The organism is Lysobacter sp. F6437, from assembly GCF_052547215.1.
In genome coordinates, this window is the sequence record NZ_JBQWRB010000002.1 from 244,315 (window position 1) to 262,311 (window position 17,997).

20 protein-coding genes are annotated in these 17,997 nt (G+C 69.4%); 4 read left to right on the top strand and 16 right to left on the bottom strand.

Annotated elements, in window-relative coordinates:
• Positions 1 to 286: 286 nt before the first annotated feature.
• The 5 genes from ACT9F5_RS09660 to ACT9F5_RS09680 form a co-directional block, all read right to left on the bottom strand.
• Positions 287 to 1,645 (bottom strand): sigma 54-interacting transcriptional regulator, encoded by a 1,359-nt coding sequence (locus ACT9F5_RS09660; RefSeq protein WP_445119732.1) that lies wholly within the window; start codon positions 1,643 to 1,645, stop codon positions 287 to 289.
• Positions 1,646 to 1,831: 186 nt separating this feature from the next.
• Positions 1,832 to 2,899 (bottom strand): class 1 fructose-bisphosphatase, encoded by a 1,068-nt coding sequence (locus ACT9F5_RS09665; protein ID WP_445119733.1) that lies wholly within the window; start codon positions 2,897 to 2,899, stop codon positions 1,832 to 1,834.
• Positions 2,900 to 2,993: 94 nt separating this feature from the next.
• Positions 2,994 to 3,299 (bottom strand): hypothetical protein, encoded by a 306-nt coding sequence (locus tag ACT9F5_RS09670; protein WP_445119734.1) that lies wholly within the window; start codon positions 3,297 to 3,299, stop codon positions 2,994 to 2,996.
• A 124-nt stretch (positions 3,300 to 3,423) separates the two neighbouring features.
• Complete coding sequence (locus tag ACT9F5_RS09675; RefSeq protein WP_445119735.1) at positions 3,424 to 4,053, bottom strand: response regulator; 630 nt, start codon at positions 4,051 to 4,053, stop codon at positions 3,424 to 3,426.
• A gap of 11 nt (positions 4,054 to 4,064) precedes the next feature.
• Positions 4,065 to 5,171: a histidine kinase gene (locus ACT9F5_RS09680; protein ID WP_445119736.1), complete on the bottom strand. Its 1,107-nt coding sequence runs from the start codon at positions 5,169 to 5,171 to the stop codon at positions 4,065 to 4,067.
• Positions 5,172 to 5,316: 145 nt separating this feature from the next.
• Here ACT9F5_RS09680 and ACT9F5_RS09685 point away from each other — a divergent pair, with 145 nt between their 5' ends.
• Positions 5,317 to 6,054, top strand: coding sequence for a hypothetical protein (locus tag ACT9F5_RS09685; protein WP_445119737.1), 738 nt, complete (start codon positions 5,317 to 5,319; stop codon positions 6,052 to 6,054).
• On the opposite strand, the gene phhA is transcribed toward ACT9F5_RS09685, so the two are convergent.
• Positions 6,006 to 6,893, bottom strand: a complete 888-nt coding sequence (gene phhA / locus ACT9F5_RS09690) for a phenylalanine 4-monooxygenase (RefSeq protein ID WP_445119738.1) — start codon at positions 6,891 to 6,893, stop codon at positions 6,006 to 6,008. The genes ACT9F5_RS09685 and phhA overlap by 49 nt on opposite strands.
• A 142-nt stretch (positions 6,894 to 7,035) precedes the next feature.
• Here phhA and ACT9F5_RS09695 point away from each other — a divergent pair, with 142 nt between their 5' ends.
• Positions 7,036 to 7,512 (top strand): Lrp/AsnC ligand binding domain-containing protein, encoded by a 477-nt coding sequence (locus ACT9F5_RS09695; RefSeq protein ID WP_445119739.1) that lies wholly within the window; start codon positions 7,036 to 7,038, stop codon positions 7,510 to 7,512.
• Here ACT9F5_RS09695 and ACT9F5_RS09700 read toward each other — a convergent pair.
• From ACT9F5_RS09700 to ACT9F5_RS09710, 3 genes are all read right to left on the bottom strand, one after another.
• On the bottom strand, positions 7,475 to 8,521 hold the full coding sequence (locus tag ACT9F5_RS09700) for a patatin-like phospholipase family protein (protein ID WP_445119740.1): 1,047 nt from the start codon (positions 8,519 to 8,521) through the stop codon (positions 7,475 to 7,477). The genes ACT9F5_RS09695 and ACT9F5_RS09700 overlap by 38 nt on opposite strands.
• Positions 8,522 to 8,615: 94 nt before the next feature.
• Positions 8,616 to 9,641 (bottom strand): TIGR00266 family protein, encoded by a 1,026-nt coding sequence (locus ACT9F5_RS09705; RefSeq protein ID WP_445119741.1) that lies wholly within the window; start codon positions 9,639 to 9,641, stop codon positions 8,616 to 8,618.
• A 90-nt stretch (positions 9,642 to 9,731) separates the two neighbouring features.
• Positions 9,732 to 10,508, bottom strand: a complete 777-nt coding sequence (locus ACT9F5_RS09710; protein ID WP_445119742.1) for a rhomboid family intramembrane serine protease — start codon at positions 10,506 to 10,508, stop codon at positions 9,732 to 9,734.
• Between the two features lie 91 nt (positions 10,509 to 10,599).
• On the opposite strand from ACT9F5_RS09710, the gene ACT9F5_RS09715 reads away from it, so the two are divergent.
• The gene (locus tag ACT9F5_RS09715; protein WP_445119743.1) at positions 10,600 to 11,775 is read left to right on the top strand and encodes a class I SAM-dependent methyltransferase; all 1,176 of its coding nucleotides are present in this window, start codon (positions 10,600 to 10,602) and stop codon (positions 11,773 to 11,775) included.
• 208 nt (positions 11,776 to 11,983) lie between these two features.
• On the opposite strand, the gene ACT9F5_RS09720 is transcribed toward ACT9F5_RS09715, so the two are convergent.
• Together ACT9F5_RS09720 and ACT9F5_RS09725 are read right to left on the bottom strand one after the other, a co-directional pair.
• On the bottom strand, positions 11,984 to 12,877 hold the full coding sequence (locus tag ACT9F5_RS09720; protein WP_445119744.1) for a hypothetical protein: 894 nt from the start codon (positions 12,875 to 12,877) through the stop codon (positions 11,984 to 11,986).
• Between the two features lie 93 nt (positions 12,878 to 12,970).
• Positions 12,971 to 13,315 carry a GFA family protein gene (locus tag ACT9F5_RS09725; RefSeq protein ID WP_445119745.1) on the bottom strand — a complete coding sequence of 115 codons (345 nt, stop codon included), beginning with the start codon at positions 13,313 to 13,315 and terminating at the stop codon, positions 12,971 to 12,973.
• Positions 13,316 to 13,401: 86 nt separating this feature from the next.
• Between ACT9F5_RS09725 and rmuC the strand changes: the two genes are divergently transcribed.
• A complete protein-coding gene (gene rmuC / locus ACT9F5_RS09730; protein WP_445119746.1) occupies positions 13,402 to 14,769 on the top strand; it encodes a DNA recombination protein RmuC in 1,368 nt (455 codons plus the stop codon).
• Here the strand turns inward: rmuC and ACT9F5_RS09735 are convergent, their stop codons facing one another.
• From ACT9F5_RS09735 to mlaD, 5 genes are all read right to left on the bottom strand, one after another.
• Positions 14,770 to 15,186 carry a hypothetical protein gene (locus tag ACT9F5_RS09735; protein ID WP_445119747.1) on the bottom strand — a complete coding sequence of 139 codons (417 nt, stop codon included), beginning with the start codon at positions 15,184 to 15,186 and terminating at the stop codon, positions 14,770 to 14,772. It abuts the gene before it with no gap.
• Between the two features lie 90 nt (positions 15,187 to 15,276).
• Entirely contained in the window at positions 15,277 to 16,404 is a 1,128-nt protein-coding gene (locus ACT9F5_RS09740) for an MlaA family lipoprotein (protein ID WP_445119748.1), read from the bottom strand.
• Between the two features lie 68 nt (positions 16,405 to 16,472).
• Positions 16,473 to 16,757, bottom strand: coding sequence for an STAS domain-containing protein (locus tag ACT9F5_RS09745; RefSeq protein WP_445119749.1), 285 nt, complete (start codon positions 16,755 to 16,757; stop codon positions 16,473 to 16,475).
• A 26-nt stretch (positions 16,758 to 16,783) separates the two neighbouring features.
• Positions 16,784 to 17,431 (bottom strand): ABC transporter substrate-binding protein, encoded by a 648-nt coding sequence (locus tag ACT9F5_RS09750; protein ID WP_445119750.1) that lies wholly within the window; start codon positions 17,429 to 17,431, stop codon positions 16,784 to 16,786.
• Positions 17,432 to 17,436: 5 nt separating this feature from the next.
• Complete coding sequence (gene mlaD / locus ACT9F5_RS09755; RefSeq protein ID WP_445119751.1) at positions 17,437 to 17,991, bottom strand: outer membrane lipid asymmetry maintenance protein MlaD; 555 nt, start codon at positions 17,989 to 17,991, stop codon at positions 17,437 to 17,439.
• Positions 17,992 to 17,997 lie beyond the last annotated feature (6 nt).

The window sequence follows — 17,997 nt, forward strand, 5'->3', positions numbered from 1 at the left end:
CACCCGACGAACGCCGTTCGGCGCGGCATGCGCGCAGGGCGCGACGGATCGGCCACGCGAGGTGTTCACCGCGTGCAACATCCGTCGCGGTCCGCGGACCCGCGCGCCAGGGCGAGGCGCCCGTCCCCACGGCCATCCACTGCGTTGGCATGGCGCATGCGTCCACCCAGGTGCGGATGCCCGGCATGCGGGAGCCGCAAGGCGCGTCAGGCCGGCCACCTCCCCGTTGGCCGGTTCCCTGGAAAGCCCCGCTCCACCCTTCCCCCGGGAGCGGGGCTTTCATCTTTCAGCGCAGGTCGTCGAGCACCAGCCCGTGCTTCCGGCACAGGCGGTAGACCGTGACCCGCGAGACCTTGAGGCGCCGCGCGGCCTCGCTGATGTTGAATCCGCTTTCGCGCAGGCAGGCCAGCAACGCCTGTTGCTCGGCCGCGCCGCGCGCACCGGTCAGGCCGCCGCCGTCGACCGTCGTTGCATCGGGGTCGTCCAGTCCCAGCGCCGGGGCGCCGATCAGTTCGGCCTCGGCGTTGACCGCCGCACGCTGCACCCGGTTGAGCAGCTCGCGCACGTTGCCGGGCCAGGCGTATGCACGCATTGCGCGCCGGGCGTCGGGGTCGAAGCCGCGCGCCCGGGTGGCGTGGCGTTCGCGGAACCCGTCGAGGAAGTGCCGCGCCAGCAGTTCGATGTCGTCGCCGCGTTCGGCGAGGGGTGGCAAGTGCAGGCGCAGCACGTTGAGGCGGTAATACAGGTCGTTGCGGAAGCGTCCGTCCGCGATGGCCTTGTCCAGGTCGATGTTGCTGGCGGCCAGCACGCGCACGTCGACCCGGATCGGCTGGTGGCTGCCGATGCGTTCCAGGCTGCCTTCCTGCAACACCCGCAGCAGGTTGGTCTGGGCTTCCAGCGGCAGGTCGCCGATCTCGTCGAGGAACACGGTGCCGCCGTCGGCCGACTCGAACAGGCCGGCGTGGCGCGCGTGGGCGCCGGTGAATGCGCCGCGCTCGTGCCCGAACAGTTCCGACTGCACCAGGTTGGCCGGCAGCGCGCCGCAATTGATCGCCGCGAACCGCTTGTCGGCCCGGGGTGACAACTGGTGCAGCGCACGCGCGGCGACCTCCTTGCCGGTGCCGGTGTCGCCGGTGACCAGCACCGGCAGTTCGACCGGGGCATACCGGCGGATGCCGGCGTGGACCTCGCGCATCGCCGGACTGTCGCCGACCAGCGCATCGAGGCCGGACGCTGACGGGGCGCGTGGGGCGATGCCGAGCGACTCCAGGCGACGAATCATCCGCGACAGGTCGAGCGGCGCGGCGAATGAATCCACGCAGTGCCGCAGCACCCGGTAGGCCGCGGCATGGCCGGGCGTGGGGTTGTCGGCCGCGTTGAGGGACCCGGGCACGACCGCGACCAGCGACAGGTGGACGTGGTCGGTGGCCAGGCGTTCAAGTTGTTGCAGGCTGGCGGCGCGGCGGTCGCGCAGGTCGACCAGCCCGACCACGGTGTCGCCACCGCGCAGGCCGATCCCGGTGGCGTCGCACGGGTCGGCCACGCGGACCTGCCAGCCGGCCGCCGCGAGCGCCTCGCGTTCGCGGCGCAACGGCTTTCCGAACCAGATGACGCACTGCCGGGCGTCCGCCGGGACTGCAGCCATGGTTTCCCCCGAGGCTGAGGAACAGGGTCGGTCATTCACCTTCCGGTGGTCGCCGCCCGTCGCGTCGAAGCCACCGTGCCAGCCGCCCGTGCCGCGCCGGCGCGCGGCGCTTCAGGACATCGACAGCAAACGCCGTGACCGTCCGGCGACGGCCAGCGGTCCAAGGCGGGACCGCGGATGCGAGGGTCAGGTGGTCGCGGCGTCGTGCCGCTGGTGGTAACCGACCGCAGCCTCGACCTCGGCCTTCGAGCCGAGGAACACCGGCACGCGCTGGTGCAGTCCGCTCGGCTGCACCTCCATCATCCGGCCGCGGCCGGTGCTGGCGCCGCCGCCGGCCTGTTCGACAAGGAAGCTCATCGGGTTGGCTTCGTACATCAGCCGCAACTTGCCGCCGTTGGCCGCGCACTTGGCGTCCAGCGGATAGCTGAAGATGCCGCCGCGGGTCAGGATGCGATGCACGTCGGCGACCATACTGGCGACCCAGCGCATGTTGAAGTCCTTGCCGCGCGGCCCGGTCGTGCCGGCCAGCAGGTCGGTCACGTAGGCCTGCATCGGCGGCTGCCAGTGGCGCTGGTTGGACATGTTGACCGCGAACTCTTTGGTCTCCTCGGGGATCCGCATGCCGCGCGTGGTCAGCATGAAGCTGCCGACCTCGCGGTCGAGGGTGAACGCGTGGGTGCCGTGGCCGACGGTCAGCACCAGGGTCGTGTTGGGGCCGTAGGTGCAATAGCCGGCCGCGACCTGCGCGGTGCCCGGCTGCAGGAAGTGCTCATCGCCCGGGGTGGTCACGCCCTCGGGGCAGCGCAGCACCGAGAAGATGGTGCCGACCGAGATGTTGACGTCGATATTGGAGCTGCCATCGAGGGGGTCGAACAGCAGCAGGTAGTTGCCGCGCGGATAGACATCCGGGATCGGCATGCTGTGGTCCATCTCCTCGGACGCCAGGCCGGCGAGGTGGCCGCCCCAGGCGTTGGCTTCCAGCAGCACGTCGTTGGCGATCACGTCGAGCTTCTTCTGCGCCTCGCCCTGGATGTTGATGCTGGCCACGCCGGGCTCGCCGGCATCGCCAAGCACGCCGCCGAGCGCGCCCTTGCCGACCTCGATCGAGATCCGCTTGCAGGCGCGCGCGACCACCTCGATCAGCAGCCGCAGGTCCGGGCCGACATGGCCGGCGCGTTGCTCCTCGATCAGGAAGCGGGTCAGCGAGACGGGCGCGGTCGATCCGGCGGAGCCGGGGCTGGCGGATGTGGTCATGGATGCGGTGGCAGTGGCGGAAACCGCCATTGTAAGCCGGGTCATTGCAAGCCGGCCGGCGGGACCACGGAGTAGACCGGCGTCCCGGTCCGCGTCAGGCGGCGTCGCGCAGGCGGGACGACCGGCGCGCCACCGCGGCCAGGTTGGCCCTTGCCATTTCCAGCATCAGCAGGGGCGCGGCCGGGTCGGCCGCGTCCAGTACCCGCTTGGCGGCATCCAGCGCATCGTCCACCACCACCGCGGCATCGGCGTCGAGCATCGCCCGGAGGCTGCGGCCGTGGCCGTCGAGCTGGCGCTCCAGTGCCGGGTCGTGACCACCGCCCGCATGCCGGATCGCGAGCGCAAAGGTGGCCTCGGTGCGCGCCAGTTCCTGTTGCAGTTCGTCGTGGGAGAAGTTCATGGGGCGAAGCGTGGCCAGCATCGGTCGCAGGGGCTGAGATCGGAAGCCGCACATCATCGCCGTGTCCCTGTGACAGACCGGTGCAGGCTGGATGAACCTGCGTTCAGCCCGGCGTGTCGCTTTCTCAGATCACCCGCAGGGTGATCGCCTTCAGCACCGCGCGGGTGCGGTCGCGGGTATCGAGCTTCTCCAGGATCACCGAGACGTAGTTCTTGACCGTGCCCTCGGCGAGGAACATCGCGCGGGCGATCTCCTTGTTGGAGTAGCCGCCCGCGAGCAGGCGCAGGACCGCGACCTCGCGTTCGCTGAAACGCTCCTTCGGGGCGTCGTCGGCGTGATAGCGGTAACGCGAGCGGATCGGATCGGTGCTGACCGGCTGCAACAGGCTGGCGCCGCCGGCGATCGCCTCGATCGCCGCACGGAGGTCTTCCGGCGCGGCGTCCTTGAGCAGGAAGCCCTGGGCGCCGGCCTCTGTCGCCTGCAACAGCAGGTCGGGTTCGTCGAAGGTGGTGAGCAGCAGCACCGGGGTGGCGTCGCCGCGCGCGCGCAGCCGGCGCAACGCCTCGATGCCGTCGACCCCGGGCATGCGCACGTCACTGAGGACCACGTCGACCGGGTGGTCCGGCAATTGCGCCAGCAGCGCCTCGCCGTCGTCGGCCTCGACCGCGACCACGATGCCCTGCTGCAGCAACAGCGCGCGCAGGCCGGCGCGAACCAGCGCCTGGTCGTCGGCCAGCGCTATCTGCAATGGCATCGAAGACGCGTTCACGCCGGAATCTCCGCGTCGATCCGCAGCGCGCCGGTCGCGCCGGTCGACAACGCCAGTTGGCCGCCGAGCATCGCCAGCCGTTCGCGCATGCCGGCCAGGCCGTTGCCCTCGCGCAGCAGCCCGCGCAGGCGGCCGTCGTCGTCGATTTGCAGGTGCAGGGTGTCGCCGTCCCGGCTCAGCGCCACCGTCAACCGTTCGGCGCCGGCGTGGCGGGCCGCGTTGGTCAGCGCCTCCTGCACGGTGCGCACGATTGCATCGGCCACGGCCGGGTCGGTCACCCGCACCGCCGGATCGATACGCAGTTGCAGCGACGGCTTCGGCAGCGGTGCGGCGAGTGCGTGCAGGGCGGTGGCGAGGTCGAGGCCGTCGTCGTGGCGCATCGCCGCGACCAGGTTGCGCAGGTCGCCAAGCAGTTCGCCGGAGAGTTGTCGACAGGTGTGCAGCTCGTCACGCATGCGCAGCGCCGGGTCGGCCTCCAGCAGCCGCAGGTTGAGGCCGAGCGCGGTGAGCTTGTGGCCAGCGACGTCGTGCAGCTCGCGCGCGACCCGCAACCGCTCGTTGCTGCGTGCGCTGTCGGCCAGCAGCGCGCGGGTCGCCAGCAGGTCGGCGTTGACCATTGCCAGCGCATCGCGCGAGGCCTCGACGGTACGCGCGTAGTGCGCGGTCAGCGCGGCAAATGCCTGGAAGCCCAGATACAGGGTGGCAACCAGCAGCGGCTGCGAGTAACCGGCGCCGCGCAGCAGCAGGTAGAACGCGATGTTGAGCGCGATCACCACCGGCACCGTGACCCGCGGCGGCATCGCCGTCGCCAGTTGCGCCACCAGTACCACCAGCAACACTGGCGCGGTGCCACCGCGTGGCGCCAGCCATACCAGCGCCAGCGCGCAACCCGCCTGCAGCAACAGCAGTGGCATCCGCAACCGTCGCTCCCATCGCGGCGGCACCATGTCGATCGTGACGAACGCGACCAGGTAGGCCAGCGCCAGCGACCACAGAAGCACGGAACGGTCGGACTCCTCCACCGACAGGCCGAGCGCGACTGCGCCCCAGGTGACCAATCCGGCCAGCAACATCGGCTGGGTCAGTGCGCGCAGGAATTCCATGCGTCGATGCTGGCCCCGCGTCCGGCCCGGCGCAATGCACGGACGGCAGAAAGTGACTTCCGGCAGGTCGATCCGGTGACCGTCGGGACTGCGACCACCGGCGGTGCAGAGGCACGCTGCCGGCACTGAATCACGGAGCACTACCATGCCCGCCTACTCATGGTTCCTGTCGCTGCACGCCATCGCCGGCACCCTCGCGCTGGTCACGTTCTGGCTGGCGGCGCTGCTCCGCAAGGGCAGCCCGCGCCACCGGTTGTCCGGTCGCGTCTACCTGCTGTCGATGGTGGCGGTGATCGTCAGCGCCGTGCCGCTGGCCGTGCAGCGCCTGATCGATGGCGATCAGGTGATCGCGGCGTTTCTCGGCTATCTGGTGGTGATCACCGCCACCGGCGTGTGGGGTGCCTGGCGTGCGGTGGGCGACAAGCACGATGTGGTGCGCTACACCGGGCCGGTGTTCGTCGCGCTGGGCCTGTTGTCGGTTGCCAGCGGGGTGGGCGTGTTGCTGCTGGGTGTGCGGGCGGGCGCGCCACTGCTGATCGGGTTCTCGATGGTCGGACTGCTGAACGGTGGCGCCATGCTGCTCAAGCGCTTGCGCCGCGACCGGCTGGCGGAGCGGCCGCGCTGGTGGCTGGTCGAACACTACTCCCAGATGGTCGGCAATGGCGTCGCCACCCACATCGCGTTCCTGGCACTGGGCCTGCCGAGGCTGCTGCCCGCGATCGACGGGGTGGCGCTGCATTACACCGCGTGGTTCGGGCCGCTGCTGATCGCCACCCTCGCCAAGCTCTGGCTCGACCACCACTGGAAGCCACGCGCGCGCAGGCGCGCTGACACTCAGACGTCGGCGTCGGTGGGCCAGCCTTCGCCGGTACCGCGGTTGTAGACGTTGTCGTCGTCGAGCACGTTGCCGGCCGGGATCGACTCGAGCTGCGCGAGCTTGTCGTAGATCGGCGCGAAGTCCGGGCCGGTGGCGTCCATCAGCTGCTCGAAGCTGTCGATCACGAAGTAGGTCTTCTGGAAGGTGTCGATCCGGTAGCGCGTGCGCATGACGCGCTGCAGGTCGAAGCCGATCCGGTTGGGGGCGTCCGACTCCAGGCAGTGGATCGACTCGCCCTTGGACGACACGATGCCGCTGCCATAGATCCGCAGGCCGTCCTGCTGCCGGATCAGGCCGAACTCGACCGTGTACCAGTACAGCCGGGTCAGGTTGACCAGCGCGTCCTCGCCGATGCCGTGCGCCTTCACGCCGCCCCGGCCGTAGGCCTCCATGTAGTCGGCGAACACCGGGTTCATCAGCAGCGGCACGTGGCCGAACAGGTCGTGGAACAGGTCCGGCTCGGACAGGTAGTCCATCTGGTCGGGCTTGCGGATCCACCAGGTCACCGGGAAGCGGCGGTTGGCGAGGTGCTCGAAGAAGGTCAGTTCGGGCAGCAGGCCCTCGACGCCGATCAGCTCCCAGCCGGTGGCGGCGCGCAGGATCGGGTTGAGGTCGTCGAACTTCGGGATCCGGTCCGGGGTCATCTCCATCGCGGCGAGCGCGGCCATGAATTCGTCGCTGGCACGGCCCGGCAGGATCTGCTTCTGGCGCTCGAACAGCTGCGCCCAGACCCGGTGGTCGGTGTCGGTGTAGCTGTCCCACGGCTGATCGACCACGGCGGTCGTGTAGACCGGCACGTAGCCCTTGTCGGTCAGTTGTGATTCGACGCGGTTGGGCGATTCCATGGCGTGGTTCTCCTGATGCGAAAGCAACCGAAATGGTGTCCTTCCACTCTAGAGCGGAATCGCTGCAATTGTGTTGCGTTGTTGTTTGAAATACCGGAGTCCGCACACGATAATTGCGTCAGATGGAGACAGGGCGCATCCAATGACGACAACCTCACTTGATCGCACCGACCTCTTGCTGCTCGCCGAGCTGCAGCGCGCCGGCCGCCAGACCAACGCCGAGCTGGCCGAACGGGTCAACCTGTCGCCGTCGGCCTGCCTGCGCCGGGTGCAGCGGCTGGAGCGCGACGGGGTGATTTCCGGCTATCGCGCCGAGGTCGATCCGGAGCGGCTCGGGCTCGGCCTGCAGGCGTTCGTGCGGGTGCAGTTGCACCGACACGACAGCGCCTCGGTCGAGGCCTTCAGCGACTTCGTCAACCAGTGGGACGAGGTGGTCGCCTGCCACGCGCTGACCGGCGACATGGACTATCTGTTGCAGGTCGCCGTGCGCGACCTCGAACACTTCTCGCATTTCCTGCTCGACCGCCTGCTCAACCAGGCCGGGGTCGACGACGTCAACTCCAGCTTCGTGCTGCGTACGGTCAAGGCGTTCCAGGGGATGCCGCTGCCGGCGCGCTGAGCGCGTCGCACTCGGCCTCGTCGTCGAACCAGCCCTGCGCCTGCCTGCAGCGGGCGACCGCCTCGGCCCGCGCGCTGGCCGCCGCGCGTGCCTTGGTGATGGCCGCGTCGACGCGAGCCTGCTGCATGGCCGCCAGCTTCGCGCGGATCCGCGGCAGCGCCGCCTGCGCGGCCCGCTCGCCCTGCAGCATCGCGCGGTGGCGCTGCTCGAAATCCGCCGCGCCGATGTCGCTGACCGCCGGGCTGATCACCACGTCGGCGCGCGCCAGTTCCTGCGCGCCGAGCTGGCGCCCCATGATCGTGATCGACTGGTTGACGATGCCGAGCAGGCTGCCGGGCATCGTGCCACTGGCCTGGCTGGAGATATCCACCGCGATCACGAACTCGGCGCCGAGCTGGCGCGCGGCGTCGACCGGCACCGGGCTGACCACGCCGCCATCGACGTAGTGCCACTTGCCGATCGCGACCGGTTCGAACACGCCGGGAATGCTCGATGACGCGCGCACCGCCTGCCCGGTGTCGCCGCGCACGAACACGCTGCGCTTGCCGTCCTCGAGCCGTGTCGCGACCGCGGCGAATGGTTTGGCGAAGCGGTCGATCGGGCGCTGCCCGACCAGCTTGTTGACGTAGTCCTGCAGCAGTCGGCCCTCGACCAGCCCGCCGGAGAACAGGCTGACATCGCGGATCTCGTCCTCGTCCAGCGCGATGGCATGCCGCTGCAACTGGAACGGCCCCATGCCGCTGGCATACAGCGCGCCGACCACGCTGCCGGCGCTGGTGCCGGAAACCACCACCGGCTCCAGCCCGTGGGCCTCCAGCACCTTGATCACGCCGATATGCGCGAAGCCCTTGGCCGCGCCGCCGCCGAGCGCGAGGCCGACCTTGATCGGGGGCACCGCGACCGCCGGTGGAGCCGGCTCCGGCGGGGCCGGCCGCGGCTTGCCGAAGCAGGCACTCAGCAAAACGGCGACCGACAACACCAGCAGGGGACGCAATTGCGGGAAATTCATGGGGAAGCGGCTCAGTGAAACCGGGGCGGCCGGCACGAAGCGCCGCAGCATAGCCGCGAACGCTTGAATGGCCGCCTTCGGCTACGCGTGCCGCCTAGAAGCCGCGGTCGCCGCTGATCAGTCCGCCAAGGCCGCCGAGCACCGAGCCCTCGCCCTTGTCGCGACCGCCGCCACCGGGCGCCGCCGCCAGCATCCGCCCGGCCATGCGCGAGAACGGCAGCGATTGCAGCCAGACCTTGCCCGGTCCGGTCAGGGTGGCCAGAAACACGCCCTCGCCACCAAACAGCATGCTCTTGATGCCGCCGACCGCGCGCACGTCCATGTCGACGCTGGAGTGGTAGGCCATCACGCAGCCGGTGTCGACATCGAGCCGCTCGCCGGCCTTGAGGTCGATCTCCATCACGGTGCCGCCGGCGTGCACGAACACCCAGCCGTCGCCTTCGAGCTTCTGCATGATGAAGCCCTCGCCACCGAACAGGCCGGTCAGGATCTTCTTCTGGAAGTGGATGCCAACCTGCACCCCGCGCGCGCCGGCCAGGAAGCTGTCCTTCTGGCAGACCAGGCGGCCGCCGTGGTCGGACAGCTTCATCGCCATCACCGTACCGGGGTAGGGCGCGGCGAACGCGACCTTGGCCTTGCCCTGGCCGGCATGGGTGAACACGGTGGTGAACAGGCTCTCGCCGGTGACCACGCGCTTGCCGGCCGACATCAGCTTGTCCATGAAGCCACCGCCCTGGCCGGCATGGCTGCCGTCGCCGAACACGGTGTCCATCTGCACCGCGGCGTCCTTGTACATCAGCGAACCGGCTTCGGCGATCGCGCTTTCGCCGGGGTCGAGCTCGACCTCGACGAACTGCATGTCGCTGCCGACGATGCGGTAGTCGATTTCGTCGTCATTGCCGCGGCCGGAACCGGTGGACGGCATCGCCGGCATGCTCGGCGGACGGGTGCCTGCCACGGCGCCCAGTTCGGCGACGTCGCCGACCGGCTGCCACTGGGCGAAGCCCTCGCGCCAGCAGAAATCCTCGGGGTGCTGTTGTGCATGTGCGCGTGCGGCGTTGTCGTCGAGCGGACCGACCCGCTGGCTGTTGCTGCCGGCGCTGAAATACCAACGTTCCATGCGAATTCCCTGTCGATGTGGGTGAGCGGTCGAGTCTAGACGCTGCGCCGGGTCGTCGCGTATGCCGGAAGTGGCGCGACTTTGCGGCGGTCAGTCGCGTGACGGGAACCGCAACACCACGCCGCGCTGCTCGTCGTCGGCTTCGCGCTTCCACAACACCGGCACGTCGTGTGGCGACGGCGGTTCGAGGCTGTCGCGTTCGTCGTCCGACCGAGCCTGCCCGGCCGCTTCCTCGATCTCCCAGCTGTAACGCTTGCGCGGGGCCTGCGGGTCGAGGCGGCGCCACAGCAGCGCCGCGACCGCGCCGCCGAGTGCGCCGCCCATGTGCGCCTGCCACGAAATGCCGGCTTCGCGCGGGAACACCGTCAGCAGCATGCCGCCGTAGAGGAAGAACGCGATCATCGCCGCCGCGATCGCGGGGCGGTCCCGGCGCAACAGGCCGAGCATGAACACCAGGAACATCAGGCCGTGGGTCAGTCCGCTGGCGCCGAGGTGGCGCGAGCCGGGGTCGCCGAGCAGCCATGCGACCAGGCCGGAACCGAGCCAGATCAACGGCAGCGCTCGCGGGGTCGCATGGGGATACATGCCGCCGGCGAGCGTGCCCAGGATCAGCAGCGAGATCGAATTGGCCGCGAGGTGCTCAATCGAGCCATGCAGCAGCGGCGCTCCCAGCAGGCCGAGCAGGCCGGCGGTCGACCATGGCTGCACTGTCCACGCACCCAGGTCGAACTGGCTCTGGGCCACGAACACCACCAGCAGCACCAGCACGAAGCCGAGGCTGAGGTTGAACGCCCGCAGCCAGCGCTTGCGGTCGACCGCGCGCTGGGCCTTGGGATCGAGTGGATTCTCGTCGACGGGCAGGTGCATGTGCCCGACATGGTGCCGCCGCCGGGCATTCCAATGGTGGCGCGCGCGTTGGCACCCGTGTTGGCTTCCGGCGGCCGCGTAGAATGGCGCGATGAACGACGCGACCGCCATCCCCACCGTCCACCTCAAGAACGCCTGGAAGTCCTCGCACCCGTGGATCTTCCAGCGGCTGGTCGCCAAGCCCGAGCAGCGCCCGAAGCCCGGTTCGATCGTCGACGTGATCGGCGTCGATGGCGACCTGATCGGCAGGGGCTTCTACAACGGCCACTCGCGGATCGCGCTGCGCATGCTCGACAGCGACCCGAACGCGGTGATCGATGCCGACTGGTTCGCGCGCAAGATCGCCGCCGCGGTGTCGCTGCGCCGCGACCTGCTCAAGCTCGACGAGGTGTCCGACGCCTGGCGCGTGTTCCACAGCGAGGGCGACGGCATCAGTGGGCTGGTGATCGACCGCTACGCCGACCTGCTGGTGCTGGAGTTCTTCAGCGCCGGCGCGTTCCGCCACCGCGAGTGGATCCAGGCCGCGCTGCGCGAGCAGTTCCCGGGCTGCCGTTTCTACATGTTTGCCGACGAGCACGTGCAGAAGCAGGAGAGCTTCGACTTCCGCGGCACCGAGCCGGTGCAGCCGAGCGTCATTACCGAGTACGGGGTGAAGTTCCGTGCCGATCCGGCCGGTGCGCACAAGACTGGCTTCTTCGCCGACCAGCGCGAGAACCGGCAGTGGTTGTCGCAGCAGGTCGGGGACAAGCGCGTGCTCGACCTGTGTTGCAACACCGGCGGGTTCGCGGTCTATGCGGCGGTACGCGGGGCGAGCGAGGTGGTCGGGGTCGACATCGATGCGGACGTGATCGAGATCGCCAAGGGCAACGCGAAGCTCAACAACGTGCGGCCGCGTTTCATCCAGGCCGACATTTTTCCGTGGTTGCGTGATGCGGGGAATGCGGGCGAGCAGTACGACGTGGTGATCCTCGACCCGGCCAAGATGACGCGCGATCGGGAGCAGGTGATCCCGGCGCTGAAGAAGTATCTCGACATGAACAAGCTGGCGATGTCGGTGGTCAAGCCGGGTGGGTTGTTCGCGACGTTCTCGTGCACGGGGCTGGTCAGCGAGGAGCAGTTCCTCGACATGCTGCGGCGGGCGGCGTTCTATTCCAATCGCACGGTGCAGGTGCTCAAGGTTGCCGGTGCGGGACCGGACCATCCGTGGTTGGCGCAGGCGCAGGAGTCGCGGTATCTGAAGGCTGTGTTTTGTCGCGTGCTGGATTGAGTTCGTAGCAGCAAACAGCAAACAGCAACAGCGGGAACAACGGCCGGGGTGACTGGACTCCGGCTCGGTCAAGACCCGGCTGATCGTGGAGATGCTGCGGCGGCTCAATGCCGAGCCGCAGCGCGTGCGGTTCCCGAAAGGCGACAGCCGCTGAGCGGCGCCGGCGTGGGTGGCCAGGACAGGCTCGGCCGGGGATCGACGCCTCGGATCAGTGCGCTTCCGCGGTAGTTCCGGCAGCGGTGTCGTCCGTGGGGGTCCCGGCGCTGGGCGCGATCCACAGGCGTTCGTTGGCCAGGTCGATGGTCACCGCCCACCGGCGCAGCACCGGGGAACCGATGTTGCCGTCGATGATGAGGTCGTCGACCCTCGCCTGTGCATCCACTTCGATGCCGCCGCCCAGTTCGAGCGTGATGGCCTGCCGGTCGTCCGCGTCTGCATCCAGTCCCAGGGCGGATGCGGCGTGCCGGCCTACGATCAGGGCGCCATCGCTGCCGCTGTCGAGTTCCATCCACAGCTGGCCCTTGGGCGTTTCGACCGGGATGAATGGCACCAGCGCCAGTCCCTGGACCTCGCGGCTGAAGCGCACCGGCACTTCGGTTGCGCGTCGTACGCGAGCCGCCAGGCTGGTCGGGGTTTCCACGGTCAGCTCGCCGGCGCCCAGGTCCAGGGTGATGGCGTGGTCCCGCAATGCATCCAGCCCCATCGAACCCGCCAATGGTGGCGCGTCCTGCGGCAACAGCTTGGACAGATCCCACACCAGGACGCTCGACAGTTCCAGCGGCACACCGGACACCTGCAGTTCGACGTCATCGCAACGTGCGCCGTCGACGCGGTCGCCGCGCATGCGGTGGCCGGTCAGCCGGCCCCACGGGGTGCATCCGATGTCCGTGGCGAACTCCGGGGTGGCGACGGTGATCCCGCCGGCGGTGTCGAGCAGGAAGCGTCGCGGTTCGCCATCGACGGTGACTTCCAGCGAGGGCACGGTGTCGAGATAGGGCGAGATCGGGATAACCGTCGGCGGCGTGGCGGCCGGGGTGGCTGCGTGGCTGCAACCGATGGTGGTTGCCAGTACCAGTAACGGGATGAGGCGTGCGTGCGACATGTGGGCGTCCTGCTCGATGGCGTAGGCGCAGGGTCGGTTGGGCCGGCGCCGGGGCACAGTGCCATCGGTCAGGCCGCCGATCGACCCGGTGCGTTACATCGAACGCCCGTCGTAGTGCTGGACCGGAACCGATTCCAGGTCGATGTCCTCCAGGCAGCGGATGTTGACCGCGGCCGTCGCATTGCCCTTCGGGTCGGTGCCTTCGCCGTACGGATGCATGCCGCAGGTCGCGCAGAAGCGGTGCTGGATCACGTGCTTGTTGAAGGTGTAGCTCGACAGCGCGTCCTCGCCCTGCACGCGCAGGCTGTCGCGCGGCACGAACCACAGCAGCGAGCCCTTGCGCTGGCAGATCGAGCAGTTGCACGACACCGCGGTGCCGATTTCGCCGTCGACCTCGAACGTCACCTTGCCGCAGTGGCAGCTTCCCTTGTGGGTCATCGCGGATCCTCCAAACGGGTAGTGGGCTGACGATACTCCCGTCGCGCGGTCGCAACCGCTGCGACCGCGACGGCTACACTGGCGACATGTCCGAATCCGCGCTTCTCGTTGTCGTGCTGGTCGCCGTCCTCGTGGCGATCGTGTTGCTGGTGCTGTTGGTGCGGCGCAAGCCCGACACCGTGCTGGAGGCGCATCGCAGCCGGCTGGAGCAGGCCCTGCGCGACGAACAGCGCGAGGGCCGCACCGAACTGCGGCAGCAGCTCGACAGCCTGTCGGGCCAGCAGGGAACCCGCATCGACGGCTTCGGCCGCAACCTTGCCGAACTCACCCAGCGCACCGACCAGCGGCTCGACCTGCTGCGCGAGGCGTTGATCGACGACGCGCGCAAGGCCCGCGCCGAGGGTGCCGAGTTGCAGCAGCGTTCCAGCGATGCGATCGGCCAGCGCCTGAGCGAACTGACCCAGCGCAACGAGCAGCGCATCGGCGAGATGCGCGCCACGCTTGAACAGCAGTTGCGGAACCTGCAGGCCGACAACGCAGCCAAGCTCGAGCAGATGCGCGCGACCGTCGACGAGAAGTTGCATGCCACCCTGGAAACGCGCCTGACCGAGAGCTTTGGCAACGTCACCACCATGCTGGCCAAGGTCCACCAAGGGCTCGGCGACATGACCAAGCTGGCGGCCGATGTCGGCGGTTTGCAGCGCGTGCTCAGCAACGTGAAGTCACGCGGCGTGTTCGGCGAGGTGCAGCTGGCCGGGCTGCTGGAGCAGGTGTTCGCGCCCGACCAGTACGCCGCCAACGTGGCGACGGTGCCGGGCAGCAACGAGCGGGTCGAGTTTGCGGTGCGCTTCCCTGGCTCCAGCGGGGAGGCACCGGTGTGGCTGCCGATCGACGCCAAGTTCCCGCGCGAGGATTACGAGCGACTGCTCGACGCGCAGGAGCGTGGCGAGGTCGAGTCCGCGCGTGCCGCCAGCGACGCGCTGGAGCGTGCGGTGCGCAAGGAGGCCGCGCGCATCCGCGAAAAGTACCTGTGCGCGCCGCACACCACCGAGTTCGGCATCCTGTTCCTGCCGACCGAGGGCCTGTACGCGGAGGTGCTGCGTCGCCCGGGGCTGGTCGAAGCGCTGCAACGTGACCAGCGCATCGCGGTCGCCGGCCCGACCACGCTGCTGGCGCTGATGACGAGCTTCCAGATGGGGTTCCGGACGCTGGCGATCCAGGAGCGTTCCAGTGAGGTCTGGCGCACCCTCGGCGCGGTCAAGACCGAGTTCGGCAAGTTCGGCGACGTGCTGGCCGGGGTCAAGAAGAAGCTGGTCGAGGCCGGCAACAAGATCGACGACACCGAGCGCCGCACCCGGGTGTTGACCCGCAAGCTGCGCGATGTCGAATCGTTGCCGGCCGACGAGAGCCGGCACCTGCTCGGCGCCGGCCTGGAGGGCGACGAAAGCGAGTGATCAGGCGCCCGCGGTCGCGGGTGTCGTGGCCACGCAACTGGGCGGGAGATGGTCGGCCAGCAGGGTCGCGTGGCTGGCATGCAGCACGCCGTCGTAGCCCACGGGCACGCCTTCGGCCGGCGGCGTTTCCAGCCCGCCGCTGACTTCCGCGTAGACGCCCTGGTGGGGCTGCCCCAGCGCCATGGAGCGCGCTTCCGAGCGGGTGCGCACGGGTTCGAGCACGGCGTCGGAGCCGGTGATCCAGTGGATGTCCGCGGCACCGCACGGGCGCAGCGTCTGTGCACCATCCTGCGACACGTAGAGACCGCGCACGGTGGTCTGCGGCAGATCCGCATACGGGGTCGCCGAGGTGCAGGCGGATACGCCGAGCAACGACAGCAGGCCAAGCATCGGGATGGAAGGACGGGGGATACGCATCGGGCAAACTCCTTTTGGACGACTGTCGGGATTGCGGATCCGGTGAGCCTATCCCCGTGGCGTGACGCGTTCCACCGAGGCCATCCCGGTTCAGCCGTCGGTCGGCATCACCGGCACCGCACCGGCGGGCACGATCGGCAGGCTGTCGTCGCGCAGGTAGTCGGGTAGCGCGACTTCGTCTTCCTCGGCCCTGCGGTCGCCGAAGATCTGGTAGTCGCGGCGCTGCATCCAGGCGTCACGGACCAGGGCGTAGTCGTCGGCGGCACCCTCGCGCAGGCTGTCGGTGGCCAGCAGCTGGGTGCGCACGTCGACCAGCTGCAGTCCCTGCAGCGGGATCCGGGTGGCGTCGTCGTTGACCTGGCGCAACGGGCTCAGCGGCGCATCGCCGACCATCCCGAACACGTCGCGCACGGTACGCGGGCCGAACAGCGGCAGCTCCACGTAACGCGACTTTTCCCAGCCCCAGATACCGAGGGTCTGGCCGAAATCCTCGCTGCGCCGCGACAGCCTGGCGTCGCTGGCCGGGTCGAAGATGCCGCCGATGCCCAGCGTGGAGTTGAGCGCGAAGCGGCCGATCGCCTGCGCCGCCTGTTTCGGCTTGCCCTGCAGCAGCGCGTTGACCGCCGACACCGGCTGGCCGAGGTTGCTGAAGAAGTTGCGCACGCCGAGCCGGACCGGCCGCGGCACCACCGCGACGTAGGCCCGCGCCAGCGGCCGGGCGATGGTGCGGTCGACCAGGTTGTTGAAGCGATGCATCTGCCGGTTGTACGACTCCCAGGGGTCGTAACCGCCGCTCATCCGCGCCGGCTCCGGCAGGGTCGGGTCCGCCACCGGGTTGTAGCTGTCCTGCCCGCCGTAGATCGCGGCGTAGTCGATCTCGGCCTGGGTACGCGGGTCGTCCGCGGGCGGGGTCGAAGTCTCGGCCGGAACCAGCGCCGCCGCATCCGCATCCGTGCCCGGATCCGTCGTTTGCGATGTCGGCGCGTCCATGGGCATCGCGGCGACATCGGCCGTGGTTTCCGCGTCGGCGGCGAGCGCCGGAACGGCAGGTATTGTCGCGGGCGCCGGCGTGGGCGAGCTGGTCGAACCGGTCGAACCGGTCGACGCGCAGCCCGCGACGGCCAGCAACAATCCGAGGCCCGGACCGATCACGAAGCTCCGGACACGGGTCGGACGGTCGGTGACGCGGACCGATGGAGTGGGGGCGTGGGGGCGCATATGAACCGGCAGTTTAGGGCGCACCGACGACTAGGGCCATGCGCGGGGTCGCAACACTGGGTTGCGGATCAGCCGCCGTTGCCGAAACCGAGGTCCGGCCCCAGTCGATAGGCGGCGCGCAACTCGGACAGGCCCGGCGGTTCGCCTTCGACCGCGATACCGGGCACGCGGCCGGCCAGTTCGGCCAGCAACGCCAGGCCGGCACTGTCGATTGCGCCGGCCTCGCCGAGCACGAGCCGTCGGCTGCCGGCCAGCAGCGGTTGCGCCTGCTTCCACAATGCCGGCGCCGCGGCGCGGTCGATCGCGCCGCGGAACACCAGCGCGTCGCCCTCGCGGACGACGCTCGCGGGCACGGCGGCAGCCGGCGCGACGGACACGGTTACTCGCCGGCCTTGAGCTTGCCGGCCTTGAGGTCGGCCGCGACCTCGGCGATCGACTTGCGCGACAGCGGACCGTCGAACTGGTTGCGGAAGGTCTGCACGAAGCTCACGCCCTCGACCATCACGTCGAACACCTTCCAGTCGCTGCCGACCTTGCGCATCAGGTAGTCGACCGGGATCGGCTCGCCGCCCTCGCGCAGGAACTCGCTGGAGACCTTGACCATCGAGCCGCCGCGCAGCGGGGTTTCGGACTTCATCCGCACCCGCAGCTTGCTGTTGAAGTCGAGCAGCGAGGAGCCGTAGCGCTGCATCAGGTTCTCGGCCAGGGCGTCGGCGAACAGCTTGACGTCGGCATCGGAGGCGCCGCGGCCGTGGCGGCCCAGCACCAGCCGGCCGGCATACGTGCGGTCGAACATCTGGTTGAATTCGCTGGCGATGAATTCCTTCAGCGCCCCGCGGTCGGCCTTGAACTCGTCGCGGCGGGCTTCCAGCGTGGTCAGGATGCGGGTCGAGTTCTCCAGCACCATCTTGCTCGGCGAGCTGGCGGTCGTGGAGGCGGTCGCGGCCTGCGGGCCGGCGAGCACGACGACCGGTGCGCTGGCGAGCAGCGCGGCGGCGATGACGGCGGTGATGAGGTTGCGTTTCATAAGCTTCATTCCGTGGGGGAGGCGGGGTCGCTTTCCTGCAGGTAGGCGGGTACGTCGGAGGCCGGGGCCTCGTCCGCGCCCGCGGCATTGCCGCCATTGTCCGGGCCGCCGCTGAACATGTACTTGCCGACCATCTGGATCAGGTCGACCGAGGACTGGGTCAGGAAGATCGCATCGCCTTCCTTCAGCGGCTCCGGGTCGCCGCCGGGCTGCAGGCCGACGTAGCTCTCGCCGAGCAGGCCGGAGGTCAGGATCGCCGCGCTGGTGTCGGCCGGCAGGTCGGAATAGCGGTCGTCGATCGCCAGCGTCACCACCGAGTCGAGCTTGACCGGGTCCAGCGTGATGCCGGAGACGTGGCCGATCGCGACCCCGCCGATCTTGACCGGCGCGTTGGCGCGCAGCGGGCCGAGGTTGGTGAAGCGCGCGGTGATCTCGTAGTGGTCGCCGCCGAAGCCGAACTTGCCGTTGGTGGAGGCCAGCGCCAGCACCAGCAGCGAGGCCAGCGCCAGCAGCAGGAAGGCGCCGACGGCAAACTCAATACGTGGGGCACGGGAGGACATAAGTAG